Source organism: Sulfitobacter noctilucicola (assembly GCF_000622385.1).
GTDB classification, from domain to species: Bacteria; Pseudomonadota; Alphaproteobacteria; order Rhodobacterales; family Rhodobacteraceae; genus Sulfitobacter; species Sulfitobacter noctilucicola.
This window is the reverse complement of sequence record NZ_JASD01000008.1, coordinates 832,321-853,274: the sequence shown is the minus strand read 5'-3', so window position 1 is coordinate 853,274 and position 20,954 is coordinate 832,321. Positions and strand designations below refer to the sequence as shown.

Below are 20,954 nucleotides of genomic sequence, written 5' to 3'. Positions count from 1 at the left end.
ATGCGCGGTTGGGAAAGCGGCTGTTATGCTGCGGCGCAGTACTGCTCAATCGTTGACACATCGGGGCGGGGATACCGCTCAAGCAGACCGGCGACGACAATATGGCATTGGTGCGCAGGTCCGTCAGGGTCGACAAGCGGGGAGGGCAATTGAGGATGCTTGAGCACAAGCCGCCGCCAGTTGTGAACGATAAGACACCGCAGAACGGAAATCTGGACGGGCGTAAGTTGTGCAACGTCAGGCAACGTGTCCCCGATTCTGCATAGGGTATCTCGCAAGCTGCGATATCCGGCATGCTGCGTGCGCGGGGCGAGCTGTTGGCGGAGCCAGTCAGGAACAGTACTGGCAGGCAACGTAAGCGCATCGGTTGGTGCGACCAGATCAACGCCTCCGACATAGACGCGCGGAATGATCTGGACAAAACCGAGACCGTCCATCGTGTCATCCGGCCCTTGGGTCACAATGACCTGCCAAGCACCATCAGACAGTTGCGGCGTCGCATAGATGCGGGGGCTGGCGGCAGCAGATTCTGCGCGCCCTTTTGCGGTGAGGCTATGCCGGCTGATGCGTCCCAATTTGTCGGAATCGATCCAGCCGTCATTGCGCAATCTATGAAGGGCGACGCGGGCCGCCTCCGGCTTGACGTGCAATGCGGCCATGATCGCAGATAGGGTAGGGCCGCTGATGGTCTGGCCTTCGTCCTGCACTAGATCACCGAACAGGCTGATCATAAGAGACCAGACGCGCCGCCCGCCAAGACCGCGCAAATCTTCGGTCAGGGTGAAAAAATTATCCGTATGCATTCATCGTCAGCAGTTCGTATTCTGCGGCCACGGCATCGTCCTGATTGTAAAGCGTCACGTGCCAACGCACTTCGCCATATTCATCGTTGCGCGGCGTCTTATGTTTGACGGTCAGGCGCACGCGGATGCTATCTCCTGCGGCAACGGGTGCCATAAAGCGCAGGTTATCAAGGCCGGTATTGGCAAGAACCGGACCGGGATCAGGTTGCACAAAAAGCCCCGCCGCAAAGCTCAGCAGCAAGTAACCATGCGCGACACGACCGGGAAAGAACGGATTGGCCTTGGCGGCTTCGTCATCCATGTGCGCGTAAAACGTGTCGCCGGTGAAATGCGCAAATGTTTCGATATCCTCCAGCGTGATTTCGCGGGAGGGAGAGTTGAAGGTTTCTCCCAGCCCGACCTCATTGAAAGTACGGGTAAAGGGATGGTCTTTGTGCGTGATCTCGGACGCGCCCGGCACCCATTGGTCGCTGATCGCGCTCAGTATGTCAGGACTGCCCTGAACCGCGGTGCGCTGCATATAATGCATGACGCCTCTGATGCCGCCCAATTCCTCGCCACCACCAGCGCGGCCGGGACCGCCATGAACCATATGAGGCAAAGGTGCGCCGTGGCCTGTGGCTTCCGCCATTGAAGTGCGATTGTTGAAATAAAGACGGCCATGAAACGTCGCACTCCCCAGCGTAATTTCCCGCGCAACATCACTGTTGTTGGTGATCACGGAAGCAACAAGCGAGCCTTTGCCCTTGTTCAGCAAGTCGATGGCATGTGGCAGATCGCGGTAAGGCATAATTGTCGAGACGGGACCAAAGGCTTCGGTGTCGTGGACACGCACGGCTGCATCGGGATCAGCGCAATGAAACAACATGGGCGGAACAAACGCGCCTTTGTTCTTGTCGGCACCTTTTACGGTAAATTCATCCATATTACCGGAAACTATCTCAGCTTCCGCCTGTATCAGAGACGCTTTTTCGAGAACGTCCTGTTTCTGACTGGCGGATACCAGCGCGCCCATCCGAGTGTCTTCGAGACGCGGATCACCCACGGCGATTTTCGAAAGACGGCCTTTCAAAGCTTCGATAACAGGCTCTATCAGGGCATCAGGCACCATAATCCGGCGGATCGCGGTGCATTTCTGACCTGCCTTTGCGGTCATCTCGCGCTGCACTTCCTTGACGAACAGTTCAAACTCGGGCGTGTCAGGTGTTACATCAGTGCCCAATACGGAGGCGTTCAGGCTGTCCTGTTCCGATGCAAAGCGGACGGAATTTTCCAGCAGCACCGGATTTGCCCGCAGCTTGAGCGCGGTGTCAGCGGAGCCTGTGAAAGCCACCGCATCCTGACAACCGAGATGATCCAGCATATCACCCAGACCGCCGCTAACGAGTTGCAAAGAACCCTCGGGCAACAGGCCGCTTTCAAGCATCATACGAACACAAGCTTCGGTTACATAGCAGGTAGCTGTGGCTGGCTTTACGATCGCGGGTACACCTGCAAGCAGGGTCGGGGCCAGTTTTTCTAGCATGCCCCAGACAGCGAAATTGAACGCGTTTATATGGACTGCAACGCCTTGCAGAGGTGTGCATATATGGCGCCCCATAAATGCACCGGTGCGGCCTAATTGCTCGGGCGGGCCATCCAGAAACACATGACCGTCCGGCATCTCGCGCCGGCCCTTGGAGGCAAACACCAGCATGGTCCCGATCCCGCCGTCCACGTCGATTTTGTGGTCGCTCAGCGTGGCACCCGTATCATAGCTCAGATCATAAAGAACCTGCTTGCGCTCCATCAGGTACATCGCGACTGCCTTAAGCATGCGGGCGCGGTCGTGGAAAGTAAGCTTGCGTAATGCGGGGCCGCCGACATCACGAGCATAACCAAGCATCGCCTGAACGTCTAAGGCCGACGTGCCCGCCTGCGCTATGACGTCGCCGGTGATGGCGCTGGCAATCTCTCGTGCGCCACTGTCAGGCGCGATCCATTGACCAGCGGCAAAGCTTTGAACGTCGAGCATGGGGCGGCTCCTTAATGGGTGTCGTAGTCGACAACAAGTTTGTCAGTAAGCGGGTAAGATTGGCACGACAGGACATAGCCGCGCTCCACTTCATAGTCTTCGAGCGCGTGATTGCTGATCATCTCGACTTCACCTTCGATGACCTTGCACATGCAGGTGGAGCACACGCCAGCCTTGCAGGCAAAAGGTGCGTCCTGTCCGTTCGCAAGCGCGGCTTCCAGAACCGATTGGCCTTTTGGCATCTCAAAGCTGCGCTGCGCCCCTTCGATAATCACCGTGAGCTCTGTGCCCTTCTGACCTTCGCTGCGTTTTGCCATCTCCTGTTTGGCAAGCTGGCCTTGCTGGCTTTCGCTGAACAGCTCGAATTTGATCTGATCAGGCTCTAACCCGTGGGATTTCAGGCTATCCGCAATCGCCAGCATCATCGGCTCAGGACCACAAATGAATGCGGTTGTGATCCCGTCGACGTCTATCCAATGCTTAAACAACGCTTCGCATTTTTGCTGATCCACGCGGCCGGTAAACAGGTCAATATCCTGACCGGATTCGAGCATATGGATGATTGTGAGCCGACCCATATAGTGGTTCTTGAGGTCCTCTAGCTCCTCTCGGAACATGATCGTGTTTACCGCGCGATTGGCATAAACAAGCGTGAAGGTGCTTTGCGGTTCACGCTTCAGCACCGTTTTGAGGATCGACAGCACCGGCGTGATCCCAGACCCACCTGCAAAACCCAGATAGTTTTTCGCTGTATCAGGCTCTAATGCAGTGAAAAACTTACCTTGCGGCGGCATTGCATGCAGCGTGTCCCCGACTTTCAGTTCGGTGTTGGCGAAGGTGGAAAAAGCACCGCCGTCTACACGTTTGATACCCACTTGCAGCTTGCCGTCATCAAGGCCTGCACAAATCGAGTAGTTGCGGCGCAACTCTGTCCCGTCGAAATCCTGTTTGAACGTCAGATACTGACCTTGTGTGAAATCGAACGCTTGCGGATTTTCCGGCTCAAGCGTGAGGACCACAGCATCGCGGATCGTGTGGTGGATATCAGTCACTAATAAGGGGTGAAACTGGCTCATGTCAGCGCCTCAGATACATTTGAAATAGTCGAAGGGTTCGAGGCAATCGGTACAACGCCACTGTGCTTTGCAGGGCGTCGAACCGAACTGGCTAATCTTTTCCACGGCCCTGGATTTGCAATGAGGGCAATGCTGCGGACCACCTGCGGGTTGGGGCGGTGCAATGCCGTACGCCTCAAGCTTGGCTTTGCCGCTCTCGGTGAGCCAGTCCGTCGTCCATGCCGGCGACAATTGCCGTTTTAAAGTCAGGTTTTCGATGCCCCGTTCGCGCAGAGCGGTTTCGATGTCCAGATTTATAATGCTGGTCGCGGGGCAACCTGAATAGGTTGGCGTCACGGTGACTTCCAGTGTGTCACCCTGCCATTGCACATCGCGGATGATCCCCAGATCCGTAAGAGATATCACCGGAATTTCCGGATCTGGCACATCAGAAAGCCATGACCAAACAGTCTCTAACGCTGGTTTTTCTATCACCATGTCGCATCCGGATAGGCGCGTTGCAGCCATTGCATTTGCGTCAGCATATGACCTAGATGCTCAGTATGGCGCACACCGTTCTTGCCACCTTTGTGAGTGAAGTCGTCTTCGGGTCTGGTCAGTGTCGCCTCTGACAAAACATCGGAAAGGTGTGCGTCGAACGCAGGACGCAGTGCGGCGGTATCGGGTGCTAGACCCTGTTCTACCATCGCGTTGTCTACATCATCGGACAGAAACATCTCGCCCGCATAGGGCCAAAGCCGATCAAGGGCTGCTTGCATGCGGTTATGGCTTTCCTCTGTCCCGTCACCAAGACCAATTACAGTGTCCTGAGACCGCTCAAGGTGGTACGTGACCTCTTTGACTGATTTCTCCGCAGTTGCTGCAATCTGGTCGTGAGAAGAGGTCATCAGTCCCTTAAGCATCAGCAGATGCCAGCTGTCGAACAGGAACTGCCGCATCATCGTCTGACCGAAATCTCCGTTGGGTTGCTCAACCAAAAGGACGTTCCTGAAGTCCCAGGCATCGCGGTGAAACGCAAGCGCATCGGCATCACGTTCCTTTCCTTCGACCTCCCCGGCCAGACCAAGCCACAGTTGCGTCTGACCGATAAGGTCAAGTGCGGTATTGGCGAGGGCAATGTCCTCTTCGATCACCGGTGCAACGCCGCACCATTCGGATACGCGATGACCCAAAACCAGCGTATTATCACCCAATCGGCACAGATATTCGAACAGCGGGTCGGTCACATCGCCCCCACTTCGTCAGGAATGTCGAAGAATGTGGGGTGGCGGTATACCTTATCGTTCGCTGGCTCATAGAGCGCACCCTTTTCTTCGGGGGAGGAGGCAGCGATGGCCGATGCTTCAACAGCCCAAATGCTCACGCCTTCGTTGCGACGAGTATAGACGTCGCGGGCGTTTTTGATCGCCATCTCAGCGTCTGCCGCGTGCAAGGATCCAACGTGACGATGGCTCAGGCCATGCTGCCCCCGAATGAAAATCTCCCAAAGGGGCCATTCGGTTTTACGTGTCTCTGCATGTTCGGTTGCTTTGGTTGCCTTGTAAGGACTTGATTCAGGGCTGCTCATTTCAGTTACTCCGCCGCCATTTTTGCACTGCGCTTCTTGGCGGCATGGGCCAGCAGACCCTCACGCACCCAGCGACCGTCATCCCACGCCTTGTTACGTGCTTCCAACCGTTCCGTGTTGCAGGGGCCATTGCCCTTGAGCACATCAAAGAACTCTTGCCAGTCGGGTTGGGCAAAGTCGTAATGACCGGTTTCTTCGTTCAGCTTGCAGGTCTCGTCCGGTATCGTCAGGCCAAGATACTCGGCTTGCGGGGCGGTCTGATCCACGAATTTCTGGCGCAACTCATCATTCGAATTCATCTTGATCTTCCACGCCATGGATTGCGCGGAATGAACAGATTCTGCATCCGACGGGCCGAACATCATCAGCGCCGGGCCCCAGAAACGATTGAGCGCATCCTGCGCCATTTTGCGCTGTGCCTCCGTGCCGTTGGCCATCTTCATCATGATGTCGAAACCCTGCCGCTGGTGGAAGGATTCCTCTTTGCAGATGCGGACCATCGCACGGGCATAGGGGCCGTAAGACGTACGCTGCAAAGGCACCTGATTCATAATCGCGGCACCATCGACCAGCCAACCTACAGCTCCCATATCGGCCCATGTTAGGGTCGGATAATTGAAGATCGAAGAATACTTCATCTTGCCAGAAAGCAGATCACGGGTGAGATCGTCACGCGTGACACCCAGCGTTTCGGCGGCACAGTAAAGATACAGGCCATGACCGGCTTCATCCTGCACCTTGGCAAGAAGTATCGCTTTGCGCTCCAGCGTGGGTGCGCGTGTGATCCAGTTGCCTTCGGGCAGTTGGCCTACAATCTCCGAATGGGCGTGCTGACCGATCTGGCGGATCAGGTTCTTGCGGTAGCCTTCCGGCATCCAGTCCTTTGGCTCAATCTTGCCGCCCGCGTTGATGCGTTCCTGAAAGGCGCGTTCTTGCGGTTCCATTTCATCAAGGGATTTGACCCCCTGACCGGTAGACTTGATCATCTGTGCATACATCGTTCAGGTCCTTTCAAGAATGAGCAGCGTTTTCAGGTGCGCTCTAAGATCATGGCGACGCCCTGACCTACACCCACACACATGGTGCAAAGGGCATAGCGGCCGCCGGTTCGTTTCAGTTGCAGGGCTGCAGTCATCACCAGACGTGCGCCGGACATGCCCAGCGGATGGCCGATGGCAATAGCGCCGCCGTTGGCGTTAACGTGCGGGGCATCATCCGCCACGCCAAGTGCGCGCAGAGTGGCGATACCTTGCGAGGCAAATGCCTCGTTCAGTTCGATCACGTCCATTTGGTCGATCGTCAGACCGGCGCGTGCAAGCACCTTCTGACAGGCCGGGATCGGACCGATGCCCATGACACGAGGCTCAACACCAGCGGCAGACATGGCGACAACGCGGGCGATGGGTGTCAGGTTGTGATCTTTGGCGGCCTGTTCAGAAGCCAGCAACATAGCGGCGGCACCGTCATTGACGCCAGACGCGTTGCCCGCCGTCACAGTGAGGTCGGCACCGTTGATGCCACGCAGTTTACCCAACTTTTCAAGTGCTGTATCGGGGCGAGGATGCTCGTCGCGGTCTACGGTAACCGGATCGCCTTTGCGCTGAGGAATAGTGACGGGCGTAATTTCTTCTGCAAACACACCGGCAGCATCGGCAGCAGCCCAGCGTTGCTGGCTGCGGTAGGCAAACGCATCCTGATCGGCACGGCTTACATCATAGTCCGCGGCGACATTATCGGCAGTTTCAGGCATCGAATCGACACCATACTGTGCTTTCATCTTGGGGTTCACAAAGCGCCAGCCGATGGTCGTATCATAAACTGCATTCCCGCGAGAGAACGCGGTTTCGGCTTTCGGCATCACAAAGGGCGCACGGGTCATGCTTTCGACACCGCCCGCGATGGCCAGATCGATATCGCCTGCACGGATCGCACGGGATGCGGCACCTACAGCATCCATTCCGGACGCGCATAACCGATTGATTGTGGCACCGGGGACATCCACAGGCAGGCCAGCAAGAAGAGACGCCATACGCGCCACGTTGCGGTTGTCTTCACCGGCCTGATTGGCACAGCCCATGATAACGTCGTCCACACGTGACCAATCCACATCCGGGTTGCGCGCCATCAAGGCTGCGATCGGTATTGCTGCCAGATCATCGGCACGCACCGAAGAAAGGCTTCCACCGAAACGTCCGATTGGTGTGCGCTGCGCGTCACAAATAAAAGCTGTCATAGTAAGTTCCCCATTCTCTCAAGAAAATATGGGAACAGGAGCAATCTGGCAAGTTAAATGTTACGAAAAAATCGTGGGTGAAAAAATTCGGTAACGTATCATCTAGCGGAACGTGTTTCGCACACCGCTGGTTGCCACAATGGCGCGCGCTGTGTCCAACTGCGGGCCAGTGTCCATTTTGTGGGTACATGACGCGATAGGCGGCGCAACTTGGCGCGCATGTCTGATCTGGGCGCGCCTCACGATATCTTTGATGTCAGCGACACTTCGCTGAACGGTTCGGCAAACGGCATGCAAGCGCATCACGCGATCTTCGTCTATCTCCGTGAAACCTGGCCGACAGACCACACTGTCGAATGCAGAGCTCAGGTTCTCAAGCTGTAAATCGGCCATAGACGAAAAGTAGTGCAGATCATCAAAGGCAAGCTGGTCCTGAAGCGCTGACTGCTCTCGCGGCAACTTCATGGCGGTTGCAATAATGCGGTCTTCGTTATCAGGTCCGTTTGCATGTTGAAGCGTTGTCTCCCACAACACGTCGCCGTTTTCATCTGTATAGGTGTATGAGAAACGGACAGTCTCCCCTGTTCGTATGCAGTTTCGGTAGTACGATATCGCTTCTTCTGGCATCCCGGTTGAGGCGAGCCGAATGATTGGTTGGCCTAGCAAGTCGTGGCGGGACGTGCCTGAAAGCTCTTCGAACGCGCGGTTGAGGGTCGCGAGAATGAAACTCTCTCTTGGACCGGTCCGTTCAATGACAAACATCGGCACAGAAAATTGGTCGAGAAGTTCTTCCAGTTTTGGTATTGATAGCGTCTGAAACATCGCATTTCCTTTTTCGGTACGAAAATGGATAGAAATGAAAGGTAAACAAAGGTTTGCTAGAACACATAAATTTGCCTGCGATGTGGAAATCGTCTGATAACCCAGCGGTAGGATGTGCAACCGGTGTAGTAGGAAGGCAGCAAAGATGTTTCTAAAAAATGCGTGGTATGTTGCGGCTTGGGGTCACGAGATAACTGATACTTTGCAGCAGGTTATCGTGCTGGAAGAAAAGATATGCATGTTTCGCACCACAGCTGGCGAGGTGATCGCGCTGGAGGATGCATGCCCACATCGCAAGCTGCCGTTATCCAAGGGACGTATCAAGGGCGAGACGGTTGAATGCGGGTATCACGGCCTGACGTTTGATTGTGCGGGTCAATGTGTCTGGGCACCCGGTGGTGGGCGTATCCCGTCACAGGCGCAGGTGCGCGCTTACCCGATCGAAGAACGCTACGGACTGGTCTGGATCTGGATGGGCAACGCAGCGATTGCCGATCCGGACGACATTATGGAGATCGCCAACTTCGACGATCCGGCATGGGGCCTCAACACAGGTGCGGCCATGCATCTGAACTGTCATTACTTGCTGATGTGCGACAACCTGCTGGATCCCACACATGTCGCTTGGGTGCATCAAGGGTCCTTTGCGGCACCTGCGACCAAGGACACACCGCTGCGTGTGACCAAAACGGAGAATGGTGTGATTGTTCATCGCTGGATGATGGATCACGCGCCTGCACCATTCTACAAAAAGATCGTAGCGTTTGAGGGGAACTGCGACCGTTTGCAGCATTATGAAGTGCGCTATCCCGGCCATGCGTTGATCCGCGCCGTGTTCACGCCGGCGGGTACAGGTGGTGTCGATGGTCCGTTGCATGAGGATACATTCATCATGGACAGCTATAACTTTATGACACCGATCAGCGCGACAGAAACGCGGTATTATTGGTTCCAGCTGCGCAATCTACGTCCCGACGATGAGGCCCTTTCCGAGATGATGTCCGAAGACGTGCGCCATGCTTTTGAAGAAGACCGCGCCGTTCTGGATCAGGTCCAGATCGGTATGACAGAGAAGACCTCACCGCATATTGATTTGAGTATCGACGCAGGACCGCTCAGATTCCGCAGACAGCTTGAAGCGATGATCGCTGAAGAAGCGATGATCGCTGAAGAAGCGATGGTCGATGCCAAAATGCGCGGCTAGCGTGTTGTCAAAGGGAACTCCGATGGAATTGAACGCAGATTTTACCAGACGGGTTGCCGTGCAATCCAGCGCACTGGATTGGCAGGCTTCTCCGATGCCGGGTGTGGACAGGCGCATGCTGGACCGGATCGGCGATGAAGTGGCCCGCGCCACCAGCATTGTAAGATACGCGCCCGGTTCCTCCTTCTCTGCTCATACCCATTCGGGTGGTGAGGAATTCATCGTGCTCGAAGGCGTTTTTCAGGATGAGCACGGAGATTACCCCGCAGGGACCTATGTGCGCAATCCGCCGACGACGGCACACACACCGGGATCTGCGAGCGGGTGCACCATTTTCGTAAAGCTTTGGCAATTCGATCCCGAAGACCGCACACAATTCCATCTGGACATGAGCGCAGCAGCTCAAGAGGGACATGCCGTTTTGCACGAGGATGCACGCGAAAAGGTCACGTACCATGAGCTGCGCGCGGGCGAGGATATGAGTCAAGAAGGTCCCGGAGGGACGGAAGTGCTCGTGCTATCCGGTTCGATCAGTGAAAGCGGTGACACCTTGGATCAGGGTGGTTGGTTACGCCTGCCTGACGGGATGGCATTGGACCTGACTGCGGGGGCTGATGGCGCAACCTTGTGGATGAAGACGGGACACCTGCCGTTCGCTGCGGCGCCCGACGTCTGATCTTCCATGACGCAAACGCTTATTATCGGCGCGGGCCTTTCAGGCTTGCGTGTCGCGCAGGCGCTTGAGGCGCAATCTAAAGAATACCAGCTGGTAGACGCCCGCGACAGGTTGGGCGGGCGCATCAATGCTGCGCATTATCAGGGTGCCGCTTTTGATCTGGGGCCGGCATGGTTCTGGCAAGGCCAACCGCGCATAGCGACATTGATCAATCAGCTTGGCCTGCAGGTGTTTGAGCAATACGCACAGGGCGATCTGATGTACGAAGACGGCCAGGGGCAAGTGCAGCGCGGGCAGGGGATGTCGGCGATGCAGGGATCGCTACGGGTCGCGGGTGGCTTTACGGCGCTTGTGGAGGCGTTGGCTCAATCCATTCCCCAACGGCGTATTCGTTTGAAGCAAACCGCAACGGCGATCCGGCGTATCGAAGAGCGTGTCGAGGTGACCTTTGCCGACGGTTCGATCATCACGGCAGAGCGGATCGTTTTCGCCATGCCACCCAGATTGGTGGGGGACCTGCGGTTTGATCCTGTCCTGCCGGATAAGGTCACGACTACATTTCGAAATGTCCCGACGTGGATGGCCGGACAGGCCAAGGCGCTTGCGATCTATGATGCCCCGTTCTGGCGCGAAGCGGGGCTGTCGGGTGACGCAATGAGCAGGCGAGGACCGATGGTCGAAATCCATGACGCTTCTGCGATGATGGATGGGCCATACGCCCTGTTCGGATTTATCGGTGTGCCACCTGCCATGCGGACGGATCAGACGGCGTTAAAGGGGGCCGTTATTGAACAACTTGGTCGGTTATTTGGTGCGCAGGCTTTGACACCCGCCAAGTTCATCATCGCGGACTGGGCGCAAGCGAAAGAAACCGCGACGCAAGCCGATCAGATGCCACTGATGCAGCATCCGGTTTATGGCTTCCCGCCGGCGCTTGATAACCTTTGGGACGGAAGGCTCCAGTTCGCTGGCACAGAGGTTGCGCAGCAATTTGGTGGCTACCTCGAAGGCGCGTTGGAAGCTGCTGAGGATGTTTTGTTACGGATGGGTGAGTAGGGTCTGAATCGACTGCTTCTTAGGCCCCTATCGGCAGACGACGCTCTACCAGACGCGCCATGATCGATGCACCCACAGGCAAAAGCTCCGGCCCAAGCACAAACCCCGGATTATGCAGGGGCATCGTGCCCATGTGTCCCACGCGGCAGTAGGCACCGGGCACAACCTTGAGCATATCGGCAAAGTCCTCTGACCCTGTCGCGGGCTGGGCGTCATCAGAGACATTTTCGGCACCGACGATATCGGCGGCGGCTTCCATATAGGCATCTGACAGACTGTCGTCGTTGACCAACACATCGAAGATGTTGCGCAGATCAAGGGTGATTTCGACGCCATACGCTTTGGCAAAGCCATCGCAGAGATCCTGCATCCGCGCCTCGGCCAGTTCGATTACCTCGTCTTTGAAATAGCGGATTGTCCCTGCCAGCGTCGCGGTATCAGGAACGATGTTATAGGCAGAACCGGAATGGATTTGCGTGACAGACACAACGCAAGCATCCAGCGGTGCCACGTTGCGCGAGACGATTGACTGGATTTGCCCGACAAGTGCAGAGGCGATCACCACCGGATCACGGCTCGCTTGAGGCATTGCCGCATGGCTGCCGCGCCCTTGCACATGAATGTCGAAAAAGGATGCGCCCGCCATCGCGGTACCTTTGCAGATGGCGAATTTTCCGGGCTGACCATCGGGATAATTGTGCATGCCGTACACTTCATCGACTGGAAAGCGGTCGAACAGCCCTTCGGCGATCATGCCGCGCGCGCCGCCCAAACCTTCTTCGGCAGGCTGAAAAATCACCACGGCGGTGCCGTCAAAATCGCGGGTAGCTGCGAGGTGCTTGGCCGCGCCGAGCAACATGGTTGTGTGACTGTCGTGACCGCAGGCGTGCATGACGCCAGGATTTTTGGAGGAATACGCCAGGTTCGTCTGTTCATCAATCGGCAGCGCATCCATGTCGGCACGCAAACCGATGCGCTGCTTGCCATCGCCTTTGCCTTTGATAATGCCCACAACGCCGGTTTTTGCGATGCCCTCGTGCACTTCATCCACGCCGTAAGCGCGTAGTTTTTCAGCGACGATGCCCGCTGTGCGGACTTCGGTAAATCCAATTTCGGGGTGCGCGTGCAAATCCTCGAATATCTCGGTCAGCTCGGCTGTGCTTTCGTCGATGATTGGCAGAATTCCCATAGCAAGCGCTCCTTGTAATTGGTTCAGGACACGTTTGACCGGAATCGGCCAAGGTGCAAGCCGACTCAGACAGCGATGCCGGACCCGAATTCAACGTTTGTCCCCGGTGCCGCCTCAAGCAGCAGGCGGGTGTATTCCTGTGTCGGGTTGGCAAAGAGCGCTTCGGTTGGTCCCTGCTCTACCACTACGCCGTTTTGCATCACCATCAGGCGGTCGCAGATTTGGGCAGCGACGCGTAAATCGTGCGTGATGAACAACATGGCGAGCGCATATTTGTCGCGAATGTCATCGAGCAGCTCCAGCACCTGCGCCTGTACGGAAACATCCAAAGCGGAGACTGCTTCATCCGCGATCAGGATTTCAGGTTTCACCGCAAGAGCGCGCGCAATGCAAATACGTTGCCTTTGGCCGCCCGAGAACTGGTGCGGATAGCGTTCGAGCGCATCTGCCGACAGACCCACAAGCTCCATCAGACCGCGGGCCTCCGTGATCGCCTGCTCTTTGGTGACGCCGAAATTCATCGGCGCTTCGATCAGGGACATCCCGATCGTTCGGCGGGGGTTGAGCGAGCGGTAGGGGTCCTGAAATACGATCTGGATGCGCGAGCGGATCGGCCGCAGGCGGCTTTCCTTGAGGGTCGCAATTTCGGTACCTTGCAGGTTGATCGTGCCGCTGGTCGGACTGATCAAGCGCGCAATACAACGCGCGACCGTTGATTTGCCAGATCCGCTTTCACCGACAATGCCAAGCGTTTCGCCGCGCACAACGTCCAAATCAATATCCTTGGCCGCATGCACAATGCGGTCGCGCGACAGGATGCCTGTGCGTCCATAGATTTTGTTCAACCCACGCACTGTAATCGCCGGATCGCCCACAACGGGTGTTCGGGACGGCGGTGTCATCGACGGAACCGATGACATCAGCATCTGCGTGTAGGGTTCTGACGGGTACTGTAGGATCTGCTCACGCGGGCCTTGTTCGATGATGCGCCCGTTTTGCATGACAACGATGCGGTCAGCGATTTCGGCGACGACGCCGAAGTCGTGGGTGATGAACAAGACACCCGTGCCACGGCGTTCCTGCATTTCCTTGACCAGTTTCAGTATTTGCGCCTGCGTGGTCACATCAAGAGCAGTGGTGGGTTCGTCAGCGATCAGGAGAACGGGGTCGAGCACCAGCGCCATGGCGATCATGATGCGCTGTCGCTGTCCTCCCGAAAGTTGGTGTGGAAAGCTGTCGACCATGCGTTCTGGATCGGGCAGATGAACGGCTTCCATAATCTCGATCGCGCGATTGCGACGGTCTGATTTGCTCAGGTCGGTGTGGATTTCCAGAACTTCACCAATCTGTTCGCCGACGCGCGTCACAGGGTTCAGTGCGGTCATCGGTTCCTGAAAGATCATCGCCATCTTCGTGCCGCGCAAATCGCGCAGGCGGTTGGGCGAAGCCGCCAGAGTATCTTCGCCCTGCAATTGGGTTTCGCCCGCGCTGGGCTTCAGCTCTTTCGGGAGCAGACCCATCACAGCCTGTGCAGTGACTGATTTTCCCGACCCGCTTTCACCGACAACACAGACCAACTCCCCCGCGCCAACGGAGAACGAGATATCCTCAACCGCATTCATGCGATCAGAGGAGCCGGGCAGGCGAACGGTCAGCCCTTTGACATCGAGTACATTTGCCATCTGCTACACCCGCTTGGAAAAGCGCGGATCCATCGTGTCGCGCAGACCGTCGCCGAGGATGTTCACGGACAAAACGGTGAGTCCCAGAATGATGCCGGGATAAAGGATGTTATGTGGATGTAGTTGGAACACCTGACGCCCTTCGGCCATGATGTTACCCCACGTTGGAATATCCGGCGGGATACCGATGCCCAGAAAGCTGAGGATCGCCTCAACAATGATGGCGCTGGCGACGATAAATGTGCCTTGGACGATCAGCGGGGCGAGGGTATTTGGCAGAACGTGGCGGATCAAAAGGGTTGGTGTGGGCGTACCAGCGGTTATCGCCGCCTCCACGTAGGGCTCTTCGCGGATCGAGAGCACGACAGACCTGACCAAACGCACGACGCGCGGTATTTCTGAAACAACGATGGCGATGATGACCGACAGAAGCCCCGCAGAGAACAGCGAGACAACAGCAATAGCCAAGAGGATCGCGGGTATGGCCATCATCCCGTCCATGATCCTCATGATAATGCCGTCAGCCCAGCGGAAATACCCCGCAATCAGCCCGATGAGCGTGCCCATAATGATGGCAATTCCGGCGACCGACACGCCAACAATCAGCGACGTGCGCGCGCCATAGACAACACGGCTATAGATATCGCGGCCCAGCGTGTCCGACCCCATGCGGTATGTAACCGGTATTTTCTGGCCGGTGTCATAGTCGCGGATTGTGGTTTCAAACCCGGGCGGCTTGTTACGGTTGGAGGGGCTGATGCCGGAGGGATCGCGGGTATCAAGGAAGGGTGCCAACAGACCGATCAGCACAATCACCAGCGCCAGTCCTCCGCCGATCAAAACGGATGTATTGGAGAAAACACGGCCAAGGGTCTGGCGGAACGGAGATTGGTCAACGGCGGCCATCAGTAGCGGATCCTTGGGTCGAGAAGAGTATAGCTGACATCCACAGCAAGATTGATCAGCACATAAACAACAGAGAAAAACAGGATCACGGCCTGAATGGTGGGGAAGTCACGGTTCAGAACTGCTTCGACCGTCAAAAGCCCCAGACCGGGAATGGTGAAGACGCTTTCAGTTACGACAACGCCGCCGATCAGGATCGCGATGGCAAGGCCGATCACGGTGACAATCGGTACCGCAGCATTGCGCAGGGCATGGCGCATCAGGACGCGAAATTCTGTCTGGCCTTTGGCGCGGGCGGTGCGGATGTAATCTTCGCCCAGTACCTCAAGCACCGAAGTGCGTGTCATGCGTGCGATGAAAGCGACAAAGATCACCGAAAGGGCAATGGCGGGCAGGATCAAACGGTAAAGCCAGCCGCCCACGCCGTCCCCTATGCGTTGGTACCCTTGAACCGGCAACCAGCCCAGTTGCACCGAAAAGATGTAAACAAGCCCGTATCCGATCACAAAGACCGGCACGGAAAAGCCGATAACAGAAAAGCCCATGATGCCACGATCAAGCCAGCTGCCCTGTTTGTAGGCTGCAAGCGTGCCGAAGGGCACAGCGATCAGGACAGTCATTATGATGGTGAGCAAGGACAGGGACAGCGTCGGTTCTATCCGTTGCAGTATCAATTCGCTGACCTGCTTTTTGTAGTAAAAACTTTCGCCCAACTCAAAGCGGAGCATGTCGGAAATCCAAAGGCCGAACTGTTTCCAGAGCGGTTGATCAAGGCCAAGCTTGTTGCGGATTTCTGCGATCTGCGCGTCATTTGCAAAGTCGCCGGCAAGCATCGCTGCAGGGTCGCCGGGTGTCAAACGCAGCAAAAGGAAAATGAAGACAGCGACGAAGAGCATCACCGGAATGGTCGCCAGTATGCGTTTGATTAGATAGCTGGCCATGCGCCCCTCAGAGATGTGTACCGTATGGTGCCCCCGAAGCTGGTCCGGGGGCAATAGGTTCTGCGTGGTGTCAGGCCGCGACCCGAAAGGGGGCAGCCCGACAGGCGATCAAAAGCTTATTGCTTTTCGATATTCCAGAGAGCGAAGATACCGCCGTTGAGGAAACCTTGCACGTTGGAACGCAGCACGGTCGGAGTGTTGAACTGACCCAAGTGCACGTGGGTTGGATACTCGACCCATGCGGCCTGAACCTGCTCTACGATTGCTTTTTGATCATCGAAAGATGTGGAGCGCGCAAAGTCGTCCCGCAGCTTTTCGATATTGTCATCGCAAGGCCAGCCAAACAATGCGTTGTCACAGCCGGCATTCAGGAATGCCATCGCAAGCGGATTAAACAGGTCACCCGCATCCCATGCCGTTGCGAAAGCGTTCCAGCCTCCGTCAGCAGGCGCGTCCTTCTTGGAGCGGCGTGCCACCAGTGTGGACCAGTCCATAGACTGCATGTCGACAGTAAAGCCAACCGCTTCGAGCAGGTCTTTTGCAACTGGCGCAAGGTTTGTAAGAACCGGCACGTTGGTGGAGTGCATCAGCACAACGGGTGTGCCGTCATACCCTGCTTCTTCCAGCATCTTGCGCGCTGTTGCGAAGTCGGACTCCAGCAGGCCATCCATGTGCGCGGTTGTTTCGAACGGCAGGCCGCAGACGAACATTGCCTTGCAGGTCTGGTAGTAGTCCGGATCACCGATTGTCGCATCAAGGAAGTCTTCTTGATTGAATGCGTAGAGCACCGCCTGACGGATCTTGGGGTTGTCGAATGGTGGGTGCAGTACGTTGAAACGGAAGGTGTACTGCAGACCAGCAGGGTTGAAGATCGACGTATATGCATCGTCCTTACCTTCGATCAGCGGCAGCAGATCCGGTGGCATGCTTTCGATGATATCGACTTCACCCGCGAGCAGGGAGTTCACGGCCTGTTGCATGTCGCGGTTGGGTGTCCACTCAACGCGGTCGACCTTGGCAACTTTGCCGCCGGCAAGACCGTTTGCCGGCTCTGAACGCGGCACGTAGTCGTCGAACTTGTCGTAGACAACTTTGGTACCCGGCTCCCACTCTTCATTGTTGAACATGAACGGACCGGAACCGACGTATTCTTCGATCTGCTCTGAGCCCGGCGTTGCCGCAATGCGGGCGGGCATCATGAAAGGAACGTTAGACGAGGGCTTGGCCAATGCCAGCTCGATCAACCCGGTGGGTGTGTTGAGCGTGAAGGTCATCGTCTTGGCGTCGGTGGCCTCAAGACTGTCCACAAAGGTCATCATCTTTTGGCCCATGGCGTCTTTGCTGGCCCAGCGGTTGATGGAGGCGACTGTATCCTCAGCCGTTACATCCGCGCCGTCGTGCCATTTCAGGCCATCGCGCAGCGTGATCGTGACTGTCAGCCCGTCCTCCGACCGCGACACCGTATCGGCCATCTGCGGCTGGATCTCGCCTTCGGGGTCCAGCGTGAACAGCGTGTCATAGATCATGTAGCCGTGGTTGCGCGTGATGTAGGCAGTGGTCCAGATCGGATCGAGGATTTTCAATCCCGAGTGTGGTACCACTTTCAAAACTGTCTCTGCCTGTGCGGCAGGTGCGGTAGCAGCAAGTCCAACGGCCAGTGCTGCCGCAGCGGCAGCCCCCGTCAGTGCACCGCGTCGAAAAAAGTGCAGCATTATAGTCTCCCTGTTGGCGCGAAGTCTCCGCTCCGCATGGGTCCAACTAACCACCCTGCAGGTTGTTGAGTCAAACATTGAGCGTATACTGAATACAAATTTAACTTACGTAGGGGAAATTTATGGCTGATTCTGATATTTGGAAGCTGTCAGCCTGTGATCAGGCCGAAAGGATTGCAGCTGGTGATATGTCCGCGCGGGAAGCCGTCGGTGCGAGTATTGACCGCATGCAAGATCGCAATCCGGCAATGAACGCGGTTGTGGACGATCTATCGGAACAGGCGCTGGCACAAGCCGCAAAGCTGGACGGAAGATTTGCCAAGAGCGGTCCGGTGGGACCCCTGCATGGTGTGCCCGTGACCATCAAGGAAAACATCGACCAGGAGGGTCGCGCTACTCCCAACGGGGTTGCCGGCTTCAAAGACCTGATCGGCCCTGCGGACAGCCCGTTTGTGACTAACCTCAAGAACGCGGGCGCGGTTGTCATCGGGCGCACGAACACACCGGAGTTCTCTTTTCGCGGAACGACGGACAATCCACTGCATGGGCGGACGTTTAATCCATGGAACGATTGGGCGAGTGCGGGAGGGTCTTCCGGTGGTGCATCTTCTGCTGTGATGTCGGGCATGGGGGCGATTGCCCATGGCAATGACATCGGCGGATCGCTGCGTTTTCCGGCAACCTGTACCGGTGCCGCCACAGTGAAGCCGGGGCTTGGGCGTACACCTGCCTACAATCCTTCGCAGGTGGCCGAGCGTGGAATTCTGGCGCAAATTTCATCCGTACAGGGTGTGATCTGCCGTGAAGTGCGTGACGTCCGTCTCGCGATGAAATCGGCCATTGGCTATTCTCCAACCGATCCTTGGCAGGTGCCGATGCCCTGGGAAGGTCCACAGGTGGAAGGGCCGATCAAGGTGGGGATCACCCGCGAGACCTATGGCTTTGACATGGACCCGGCTGTTGACCAAGCGCTGACCAATGCTGCCGAGGCGCTGAAAGATGCCGGTTATCTGGTCGAAGAAATCAAGACGCCGGATGTCTTCGAGATCGGGACAGAGGGTACGCGTACGCTGTTCGGAGAGACCAAGGCAATGATGTTGGCGGTGATGCGTGAGCATGGCTCGCCGGAGTTCAACACGTATTTTGACCACTGCTTTGACATTGCGCCACCCTATGAGGGCGATGCGCTGCTGACCGCCTATGCGAAGCGCGCAATGTATGTGCGGCAATGGCTGGGGTTATTGGCCGAAACACCTTTGGTGCTAACGCCCTTTCTGCTGTCCCCGACCTATGCCCATGCGCGCGACTATGAAGGGCGCGAGGGGGCAGAAGAGATCATGTTGAAAGGGTTCTATTCCTTTGCGATGAACTTTATGGGGCTACCTGCGGGAAATGTGCCGGCCAACTACAATGACGGTCTGCCTGTCGGCGTGCAGATCGTTGGGCGGCGGTTCCGGGAGGACCTTATTCTGGATGCCTGCGAAGCGGTCGAAGCCCGTGTTGGCGTTATGGCGGAACGATTGTTCGAGCGTGGTTAATCAGAACGGGTTCTCAACTTTGGGCCAAAAATTTCCGTCCCGCTTGGTGTAGGGGATGTTCGCATAGTCCGGTGTGATCGCACCGGGTCCGTTGATGTAAATGACGTCGGACGCGATGGGCGCGAAACCCGCGTAGAAGTGTTGCGATGATTTGACGATCACCGCGTCAAGGCTTCCAAGGTCCAATCCCAGCTCTTTAAAGGCATCGGGGTGAAAGGCCTGTGTGCGTTTGTCGCTCAGCACCATATGCACACCGTCTGCCTCCAGCCAGACACCCGTGCCCATCGGCATCGCGGTGGCCCCCATCATTTGATGCATGCCAGTCTTGATCCCGCGAATTGTGACAGTCAGGTCTACCGGATCGCCAGAACAGACATCGACCTTGCCGCCCAGTCGCACCCGCATCGTGCCACCAACACCAACATCCTGACACATCCGGACCAGTACCGGATCCCAAAAGATGCCCAGCGCAACATTACGCATGCCACGGTCCAGCACCTGTTGCAGGACAAAAGTTGAATCGGCAGGTGCACCGCCACCGGCATTATCCGCAAAATCAGCCAACACCAGAGGCTTGTCCGTGCCTGTCTGCACCTTATCCAGTGCTTCCGAAATACTTGGCCAATCGGGGCGAAAGCTCTCGCGGTTGTCCCAGAGCCGTTTACCAAATTCCTGTGCAACGGCTGACGCCTTGTCCGCATCGCCATCGGTGATCGCCAGCATCCGCGCACCGACGCGTGCGCAATCTCCCCAAGGGAAACCGTGGCTGAGCGACAGCGACAGGATACCCTCCGATCCCTCACGCGCCATCATATCGTCAACGAACTCTCGCATAGGAGAGCGGGAGGTGTGGAACATGGCGATCATCCGGCAATCGTAGTCGCGCATCACCGGATTGATCTTTCCGGCTGCGGTGTCTGCGGCGAGCGTAAACAGTTCGCGCGCACGGTCGGGCCCGTCGGTGTGGGGGTATTCCTTGTAGCTGACAATCAGGTTCGCCGCCGACAACATCGCGTCGGTCAGATGGTTATGCGGATCAATCTCCAGCCCGACTGTCACATCCGGTCCGACAATATCGCGGACATGGGTCAGCAGATCACCTTCGCAATCGTCATAGCCTTCGGCGATCATGGCACCGTGCATGGTGAGCAATACGATGTCGGGTTTTGCTGCTTTCAAGTCTGCCAGAATATCGTCCCGAAAGCTCTCGTATGTGCTGCGGATTGTCGGACCGGCGGGTTGGGCAAAGGCACACAACCCTTCGGTCACTGACCAGCCTTCAGCTTCGGCCATATGGCGCCATTCGTGCATAGGTGCCGAGAAGAGGTTTGGTGGTTCCTGCGTTGCGTTTTTGCCAACATAGGCGTCTTCAAACGCAAGGGTGCCGGTGGGGATGGGTGAGAACGAATTGGTTTCGGTGGCCAGTCCGGCGATAAAGAGCTTCATGGGTCATCCCCCTCGCGATCTCTGCGTTTCTCTGACAGAGTTGCATCTCAACGCTGATGCGCCAACAGAAAAACCGATAAATGGGATAG

The 20,954-nt window shown here is 56.7% G+C and carries 19 protein-coding genes; 4 read left to right on the top strand and 15 right to left on the bottom strand.

The window, feature by feature from the left end:
- Window positions 1-23: 23 nt before the first annotated feature.
- The 9 genes from Z946_RS0107935 to Z946_RS0107895 all read right to left on the bottom strand — a co-directional run bounded on the left by Z946_RS0107935 (window position 24) and on the right by Z946_RS0107895 (window position 8,515).
- Window positions 24-803 (bottom strand): PaaX family transcriptional regulator C-terminal domain-containing protein, encoded by a 780-nt coding sequence (locus Z946_RS0107935; RefSeq protein WP_025055195.1) that lies wholly within the window; start codon window positions 801-803, stop codon window positions 24-26.
- A complete protein-coding gene (paaZ, locus tag Z946_RS0107930; protein ID WP_025055194.1) occupies window positions 790-2,817 on the bottom strand; it encodes a phenylacetic acid degradation bifunctional protein PaaZ in 2,028 nt (675 codons plus the stop codon). The genes Z946_RS0107935 and paaZ overlap by 14 nt, the downstream gene beginning before the upstream one ends.
- A gap of 11 nt (window positions 2,818-2,828) precedes the next feature.
- Complete coding sequence (locus Z946_RS0107925; protein WP_025055193.1) at window positions 2,829-3,893, bottom strand: 2Fe-2S iron-sulfur cluster-binding protein; 1,065 nt, start codon at window positions 3,891-3,893, stop codon at window positions 2,829-2,831.
- Between the two features lie 9 nt (window positions 3,894-3,902).
- Window positions 3,903-4,370, bottom strand: coding sequence for a 1,2-phenylacetyl-CoA epoxidase subunit PaaD (gene paaD, locus Z946_RS0107920; RefSeq protein WP_025055192.1), 468 nt, complete (start codon window positions 4,368-4,370; stop codon window positions 3,903-3,905).
- Window positions 4,364-5,119 (bottom strand): 1,2-phenylacetyl-CoA epoxidase subunit PaaC, encoded by a 756-nt coding sequence (gene paaC, locus Z946_RS0107915; protein ID WP_037969111.1) that lies wholly within the window; start codon window positions 5,117-5,119, stop codon window positions 4,364-4,366. Before paaC ends, paaD begins: the two co-directional genes overlap by 7 nt.
- Window positions 5,116-5,460, bottom strand: a complete 345-nt coding sequence (paaB, locus tag Z946_RS20565; protein WP_025055190.1) for a 1,2-phenylacetyl-CoA epoxidase subunit PaaB — start codon at window positions 5,458-5,460, stop codon at window positions 5,116-5,118. Before paaB ends, paaC begins: the two co-directional genes overlap by 4 nt.
- Window positions 5,461-5,465: 5 nt before the next feature.
- Window positions 5,466-6,458 carry a 1,2-phenylacetyl-CoA epoxidase subunit PaaA gene (gene paaA / locus Z946_RS0107905; RefSeq protein WP_025055189.1) on the bottom strand — a complete coding sequence of 331 codons (993 nt, stop codon included), beginning with the start codon at window positions 6,456-6,458 and terminating at the stop codon, window positions 5,466-5,468.
- A 32-nt stretch (window positions 6,459-6,490) separates the two neighbouring features.
- Window positions 6,491-7,693: a 3-oxoadipyl-CoA thiolase gene (gene pcaF, locus Z946_RS0107900; protein ID WP_025055188.1), complete on the bottom strand. Its 1,203-nt coding sequence runs from the start codon at window positions 7,691-7,693 to the stop codon at window positions 6,491-6,493.
- A 102-nt stretch (window positions 7,694-7,795) separates the two neighbouring features.
- On the bottom strand, window positions 7,796-8,515 hold the full coding sequence (locus tag Z946_RS0107895; RefSeq protein WP_025055187.1) for a PAS domain S-box protein: 720 nt from the start codon (window positions 8,513-8,515) through the stop codon (window positions 7,796-7,798).
- Window positions 8,516-8,660: 145 nt separating this feature from the next.
- Between Z946_RS0107895 and Z946_RS0107890 the strand changes: the two genes are divergently transcribed.
- Genes Z946_RS0107890 through Z946_RS0107880 form a run of 3 tightly spaced genes read left to right on the top strand, consistent with a single transcriptional unit; the run spans window position 8,661 to window position 11,451 of the window.
- Window positions 8,661-9,719, top strand: a complete 1,059-nt coding sequence (locus tag Z946_RS0107890) for an aromatic ring-hydroxylating dioxygenase subunit alpha (protein WP_025055186.1) — start codon at window positions 8,661-8,663, stop codon at window positions 9,717-9,719.
- Between the two features lie 22 nt (window positions 9,720-9,741).
- Window positions 9,742-10,395, top strand: a complete 654-nt coding sequence (locus tag Z946_RS0107885) for a cupin domain-containing protein (RefSeq protein WP_025055185.1) — start codon at window positions 9,742-9,744, stop codon at window positions 10,393-10,395.
- Between the two features lie 6 nt (window positions 10,396-10,401).
- Window positions 10,402-11,451, top strand: coding sequence for a flavin monoamine oxidase family protein (locus Z946_RS0107880; protein WP_025055184.1), 1,050 nt, complete (start codon window positions 10,402-10,404; stop codon window positions 11,449-11,451).
- 19 nt (window positions 11,452-11,470) lie between these two features.
- Here the strand turns inward: Z946_RS0107880 and Z946_RS0107875 are convergent, their stop codons facing one another.
- The 5 genes from Z946_RS0107875 to Z946_RS0107855 form a co-directional block, all read right to left on the bottom strand.
- On the bottom strand, window positions 11,471-12,640 hold the full coding sequence (locus Z946_RS0107875; protein ID WP_025055183.1) for a M20 aminoacylase family protein: 1,170 nt from the start codon (window positions 12,638-12,640) through the stop codon (window positions 11,471-11,473).
- A 65-nt stretch (window positions 12,641-12,705) separates the two neighbouring features.
- A complete protein-coding gene (locus tag Z946_RS0107870) occupies window positions 12,706-14,322 on the bottom strand; it encodes an ABC transporter ATP-binding protein (RefSeq protein WP_025055182.1) in 1,617 nt (538 codons plus the stop codon).
- Window positions 14,323-14,325: 3 nt separating this feature from the next.
- Window positions 14,326-15,228 carry an ABC transporter permease gene (locus Z946_RS0107865; protein ID WP_025055181.1) on the bottom strand — a complete coding sequence of 301 codons (903 nt, stop codon included), beginning with the start codon at window positions 15,226-15,228 and terminating at the stop codon, window positions 14,326-14,328.
- Window positions 15,228-16,169 (bottom strand): ABC transporter permease, encoded by a 942-nt coding sequence (locus Z946_RS0107860; protein ID WP_025055180.1) that lies wholly within the window; start codon window positions 16,167-16,169, stop codon window positions 15,228-15,230. Before Z946_RS0107860 ends, Z946_RS0107865 begins: the two co-directional genes overlap by 1 nt.
- Window positions 16,170-16,285: 116 nt before the next feature.
- Window positions 16,286-17,881, bottom strand: coding sequence for an ABC transporter substrate-binding protein (locus Z946_RS0107855; RefSeq protein WP_025055179.1), 1,596 nt, complete (start codon window positions 17,879-17,881; stop codon window positions 16,286-16,288).
- 122 nt (window positions 17,882-18,003) lie between these two features.
- On the opposite strand from Z946_RS0107855, the gene Z946_RS0107850 reads away from it, so the two are divergent.
- Window positions 18,004-19,419 carry an amidase family protein gene (locus Z946_RS0107850; protein ID WP_025055178.1) on the top strand — a complete coding sequence of 472 codons (1,416 nt, stop codon included), beginning with the start codon at window positions 18,004-18,006 and terminating at the stop codon, window positions 19,417-19,419.
- Here the strand turns inward: Z946_RS0107850 and Z946_RS0107845 are convergent, their stop codons facing one another.
- Window positions 19,420-20,865: a M81 family metallopeptidase gene (locus Z946_RS0107845; protein ID WP_025055177.1), complete on the bottom strand. Its 1,446-nt coding sequence runs from the start codon at window positions 20,863-20,865 to the stop codon at window positions 19,420-19,422.
- Window positions 20,866-20,954 lie beyond the last annotated feature (89 nt).

What these genes read in the sequence shown, in the direction of transcription:
- Z946_RS0107935 (WP_025055195.1), bottom strand. Translation starts at nt 803, where the DNA reads ATGCATACGGATAATTTTTTCACCCTGACCGAAGATTTGCGCGGTCTT.
- paaZ (WP_025055194.1), bottom strand. Translation starts at nt 2,817, where the DNA reads ATGCTCGACGTTCAAAGCTTTGCCGCTGGTCAATGGATCGCGCCTGAC.
- Z946_RS0107925 (WP_025055193.1), bottom strand. Translation starts at nt 3,893, where the DNA reads ATGAGCCAGTTTCACCCCTTATTAGTGACTGATATCCACCACACGATC.
- paaD (WP_025055192.1), bottom strand. Translation starts at nt 4,370, where the DNA reads ATGGTGATAGAAAAACCAGCGTTAGAGACTGTTTGGTCATGGCTTTCT.
- paaB (WP_025055190.1), bottom strand. Translation starts at nt 5,460, where the DNA reads ATGAGCAGCCCTGAATCAAGTCCTTACAAGGCAACCAAAGCAACCGAA.
- paaA (WP_025055189.1), bottom strand. Translation starts at nt 6,458, where the DNA reads ATGTATGCACAGATGATCAAGTCTACCGGTCAGGGGGTCAAATCCCTT.
- pcaF (WP_025055188.1), bottom strand. Translation starts at nt 7,693, where the DNA reads ATGACAGCTTTTATTTGTGACGCGCAGCGCACACCAATCGGACGTTTC.
- Z946_RS0107895 (WP_025055187.1), bottom strand. Translation starts at nt 8,515, where the DNA reads ATGTTTCAGACGCTATCAATACCAAAACTGGAAGAACTTCTCGACCAA.
- Z946_RS0107890 (WP_025055186.1), top strand. Translation starts at nt 8,661, where the DNA reads ATGTTTCTAAAAAATGCGTGGTATGTTGCGGCTTGGGGTCACGAGATA.
- Z946_RS0107885 (WP_025055185.1), top strand. Translation starts at nt 9,742, where the DNA reads ATGGAATTGAACGCAGATTTTACCAGACGGGTTGCCGTGCAATCCAGC.
- Z946_RS0107880 (WP_025055184.1), top strand. Translation starts at nt 10,402, where the DNA reads ATGACGCAAACGCTTATTATCGGCGCGGGCCTTTCAGGCTTGCGTGTC.
- Z946_RS0107875 (WP_025055183.1), bottom strand. Translation starts at nt 12,640, where the DNA reads ATGGGAATTCTGCCAATCATCGACGAAAGCACAGCCGAGCTGACCGAG.
- Z946_RS0107870 (WP_025055182.1), bottom strand. Translation starts at nt 14,322, where the DNA reads ATGGCAAATGTACTCGATGTCAAAGGGCTGACCGTTCGCCTGCCCGGC.
- Z946_RS0107865 (WP_025055181.1), bottom strand. Translation starts at nt 15,228, where the DNA reads ATGGCCGCCGTTGACCAATCTCCGTTCCGCCAGACCCTTGGCCGTGTT.
- Z946_RS0107860 (WP_025055180.1), bottom strand. Translation starts at nt 16,169, where the DNA reads ATGGCCAGCTATCTAATCAAACGCATACTGGCGACCATTCCGGTGATG.
- Z946_RS0107855 (WP_025055179.1), bottom strand. Translation starts at nt 17,881, where the DNA reads ATGCTGCACTTTTTTCGACGCGGTGCACTGACGGGGGCTGCCGCTGCG.
- Z946_RS0107850 (WP_025055178.1), top strand. Translation starts at nt 18,004, where the DNA reads ATGGCTGATTCTGATATTTGGAAGCTGTCAGCCTGTGATCAGGCCGAA.
- Z946_RS0107845 (WP_025055177.1), bottom strand. Translation starts at nt 20,865, where the DNA reads ATGAAGCTCTTTATCGCCGGACTGGCCACCGAAACCAATTCGTTCTCA.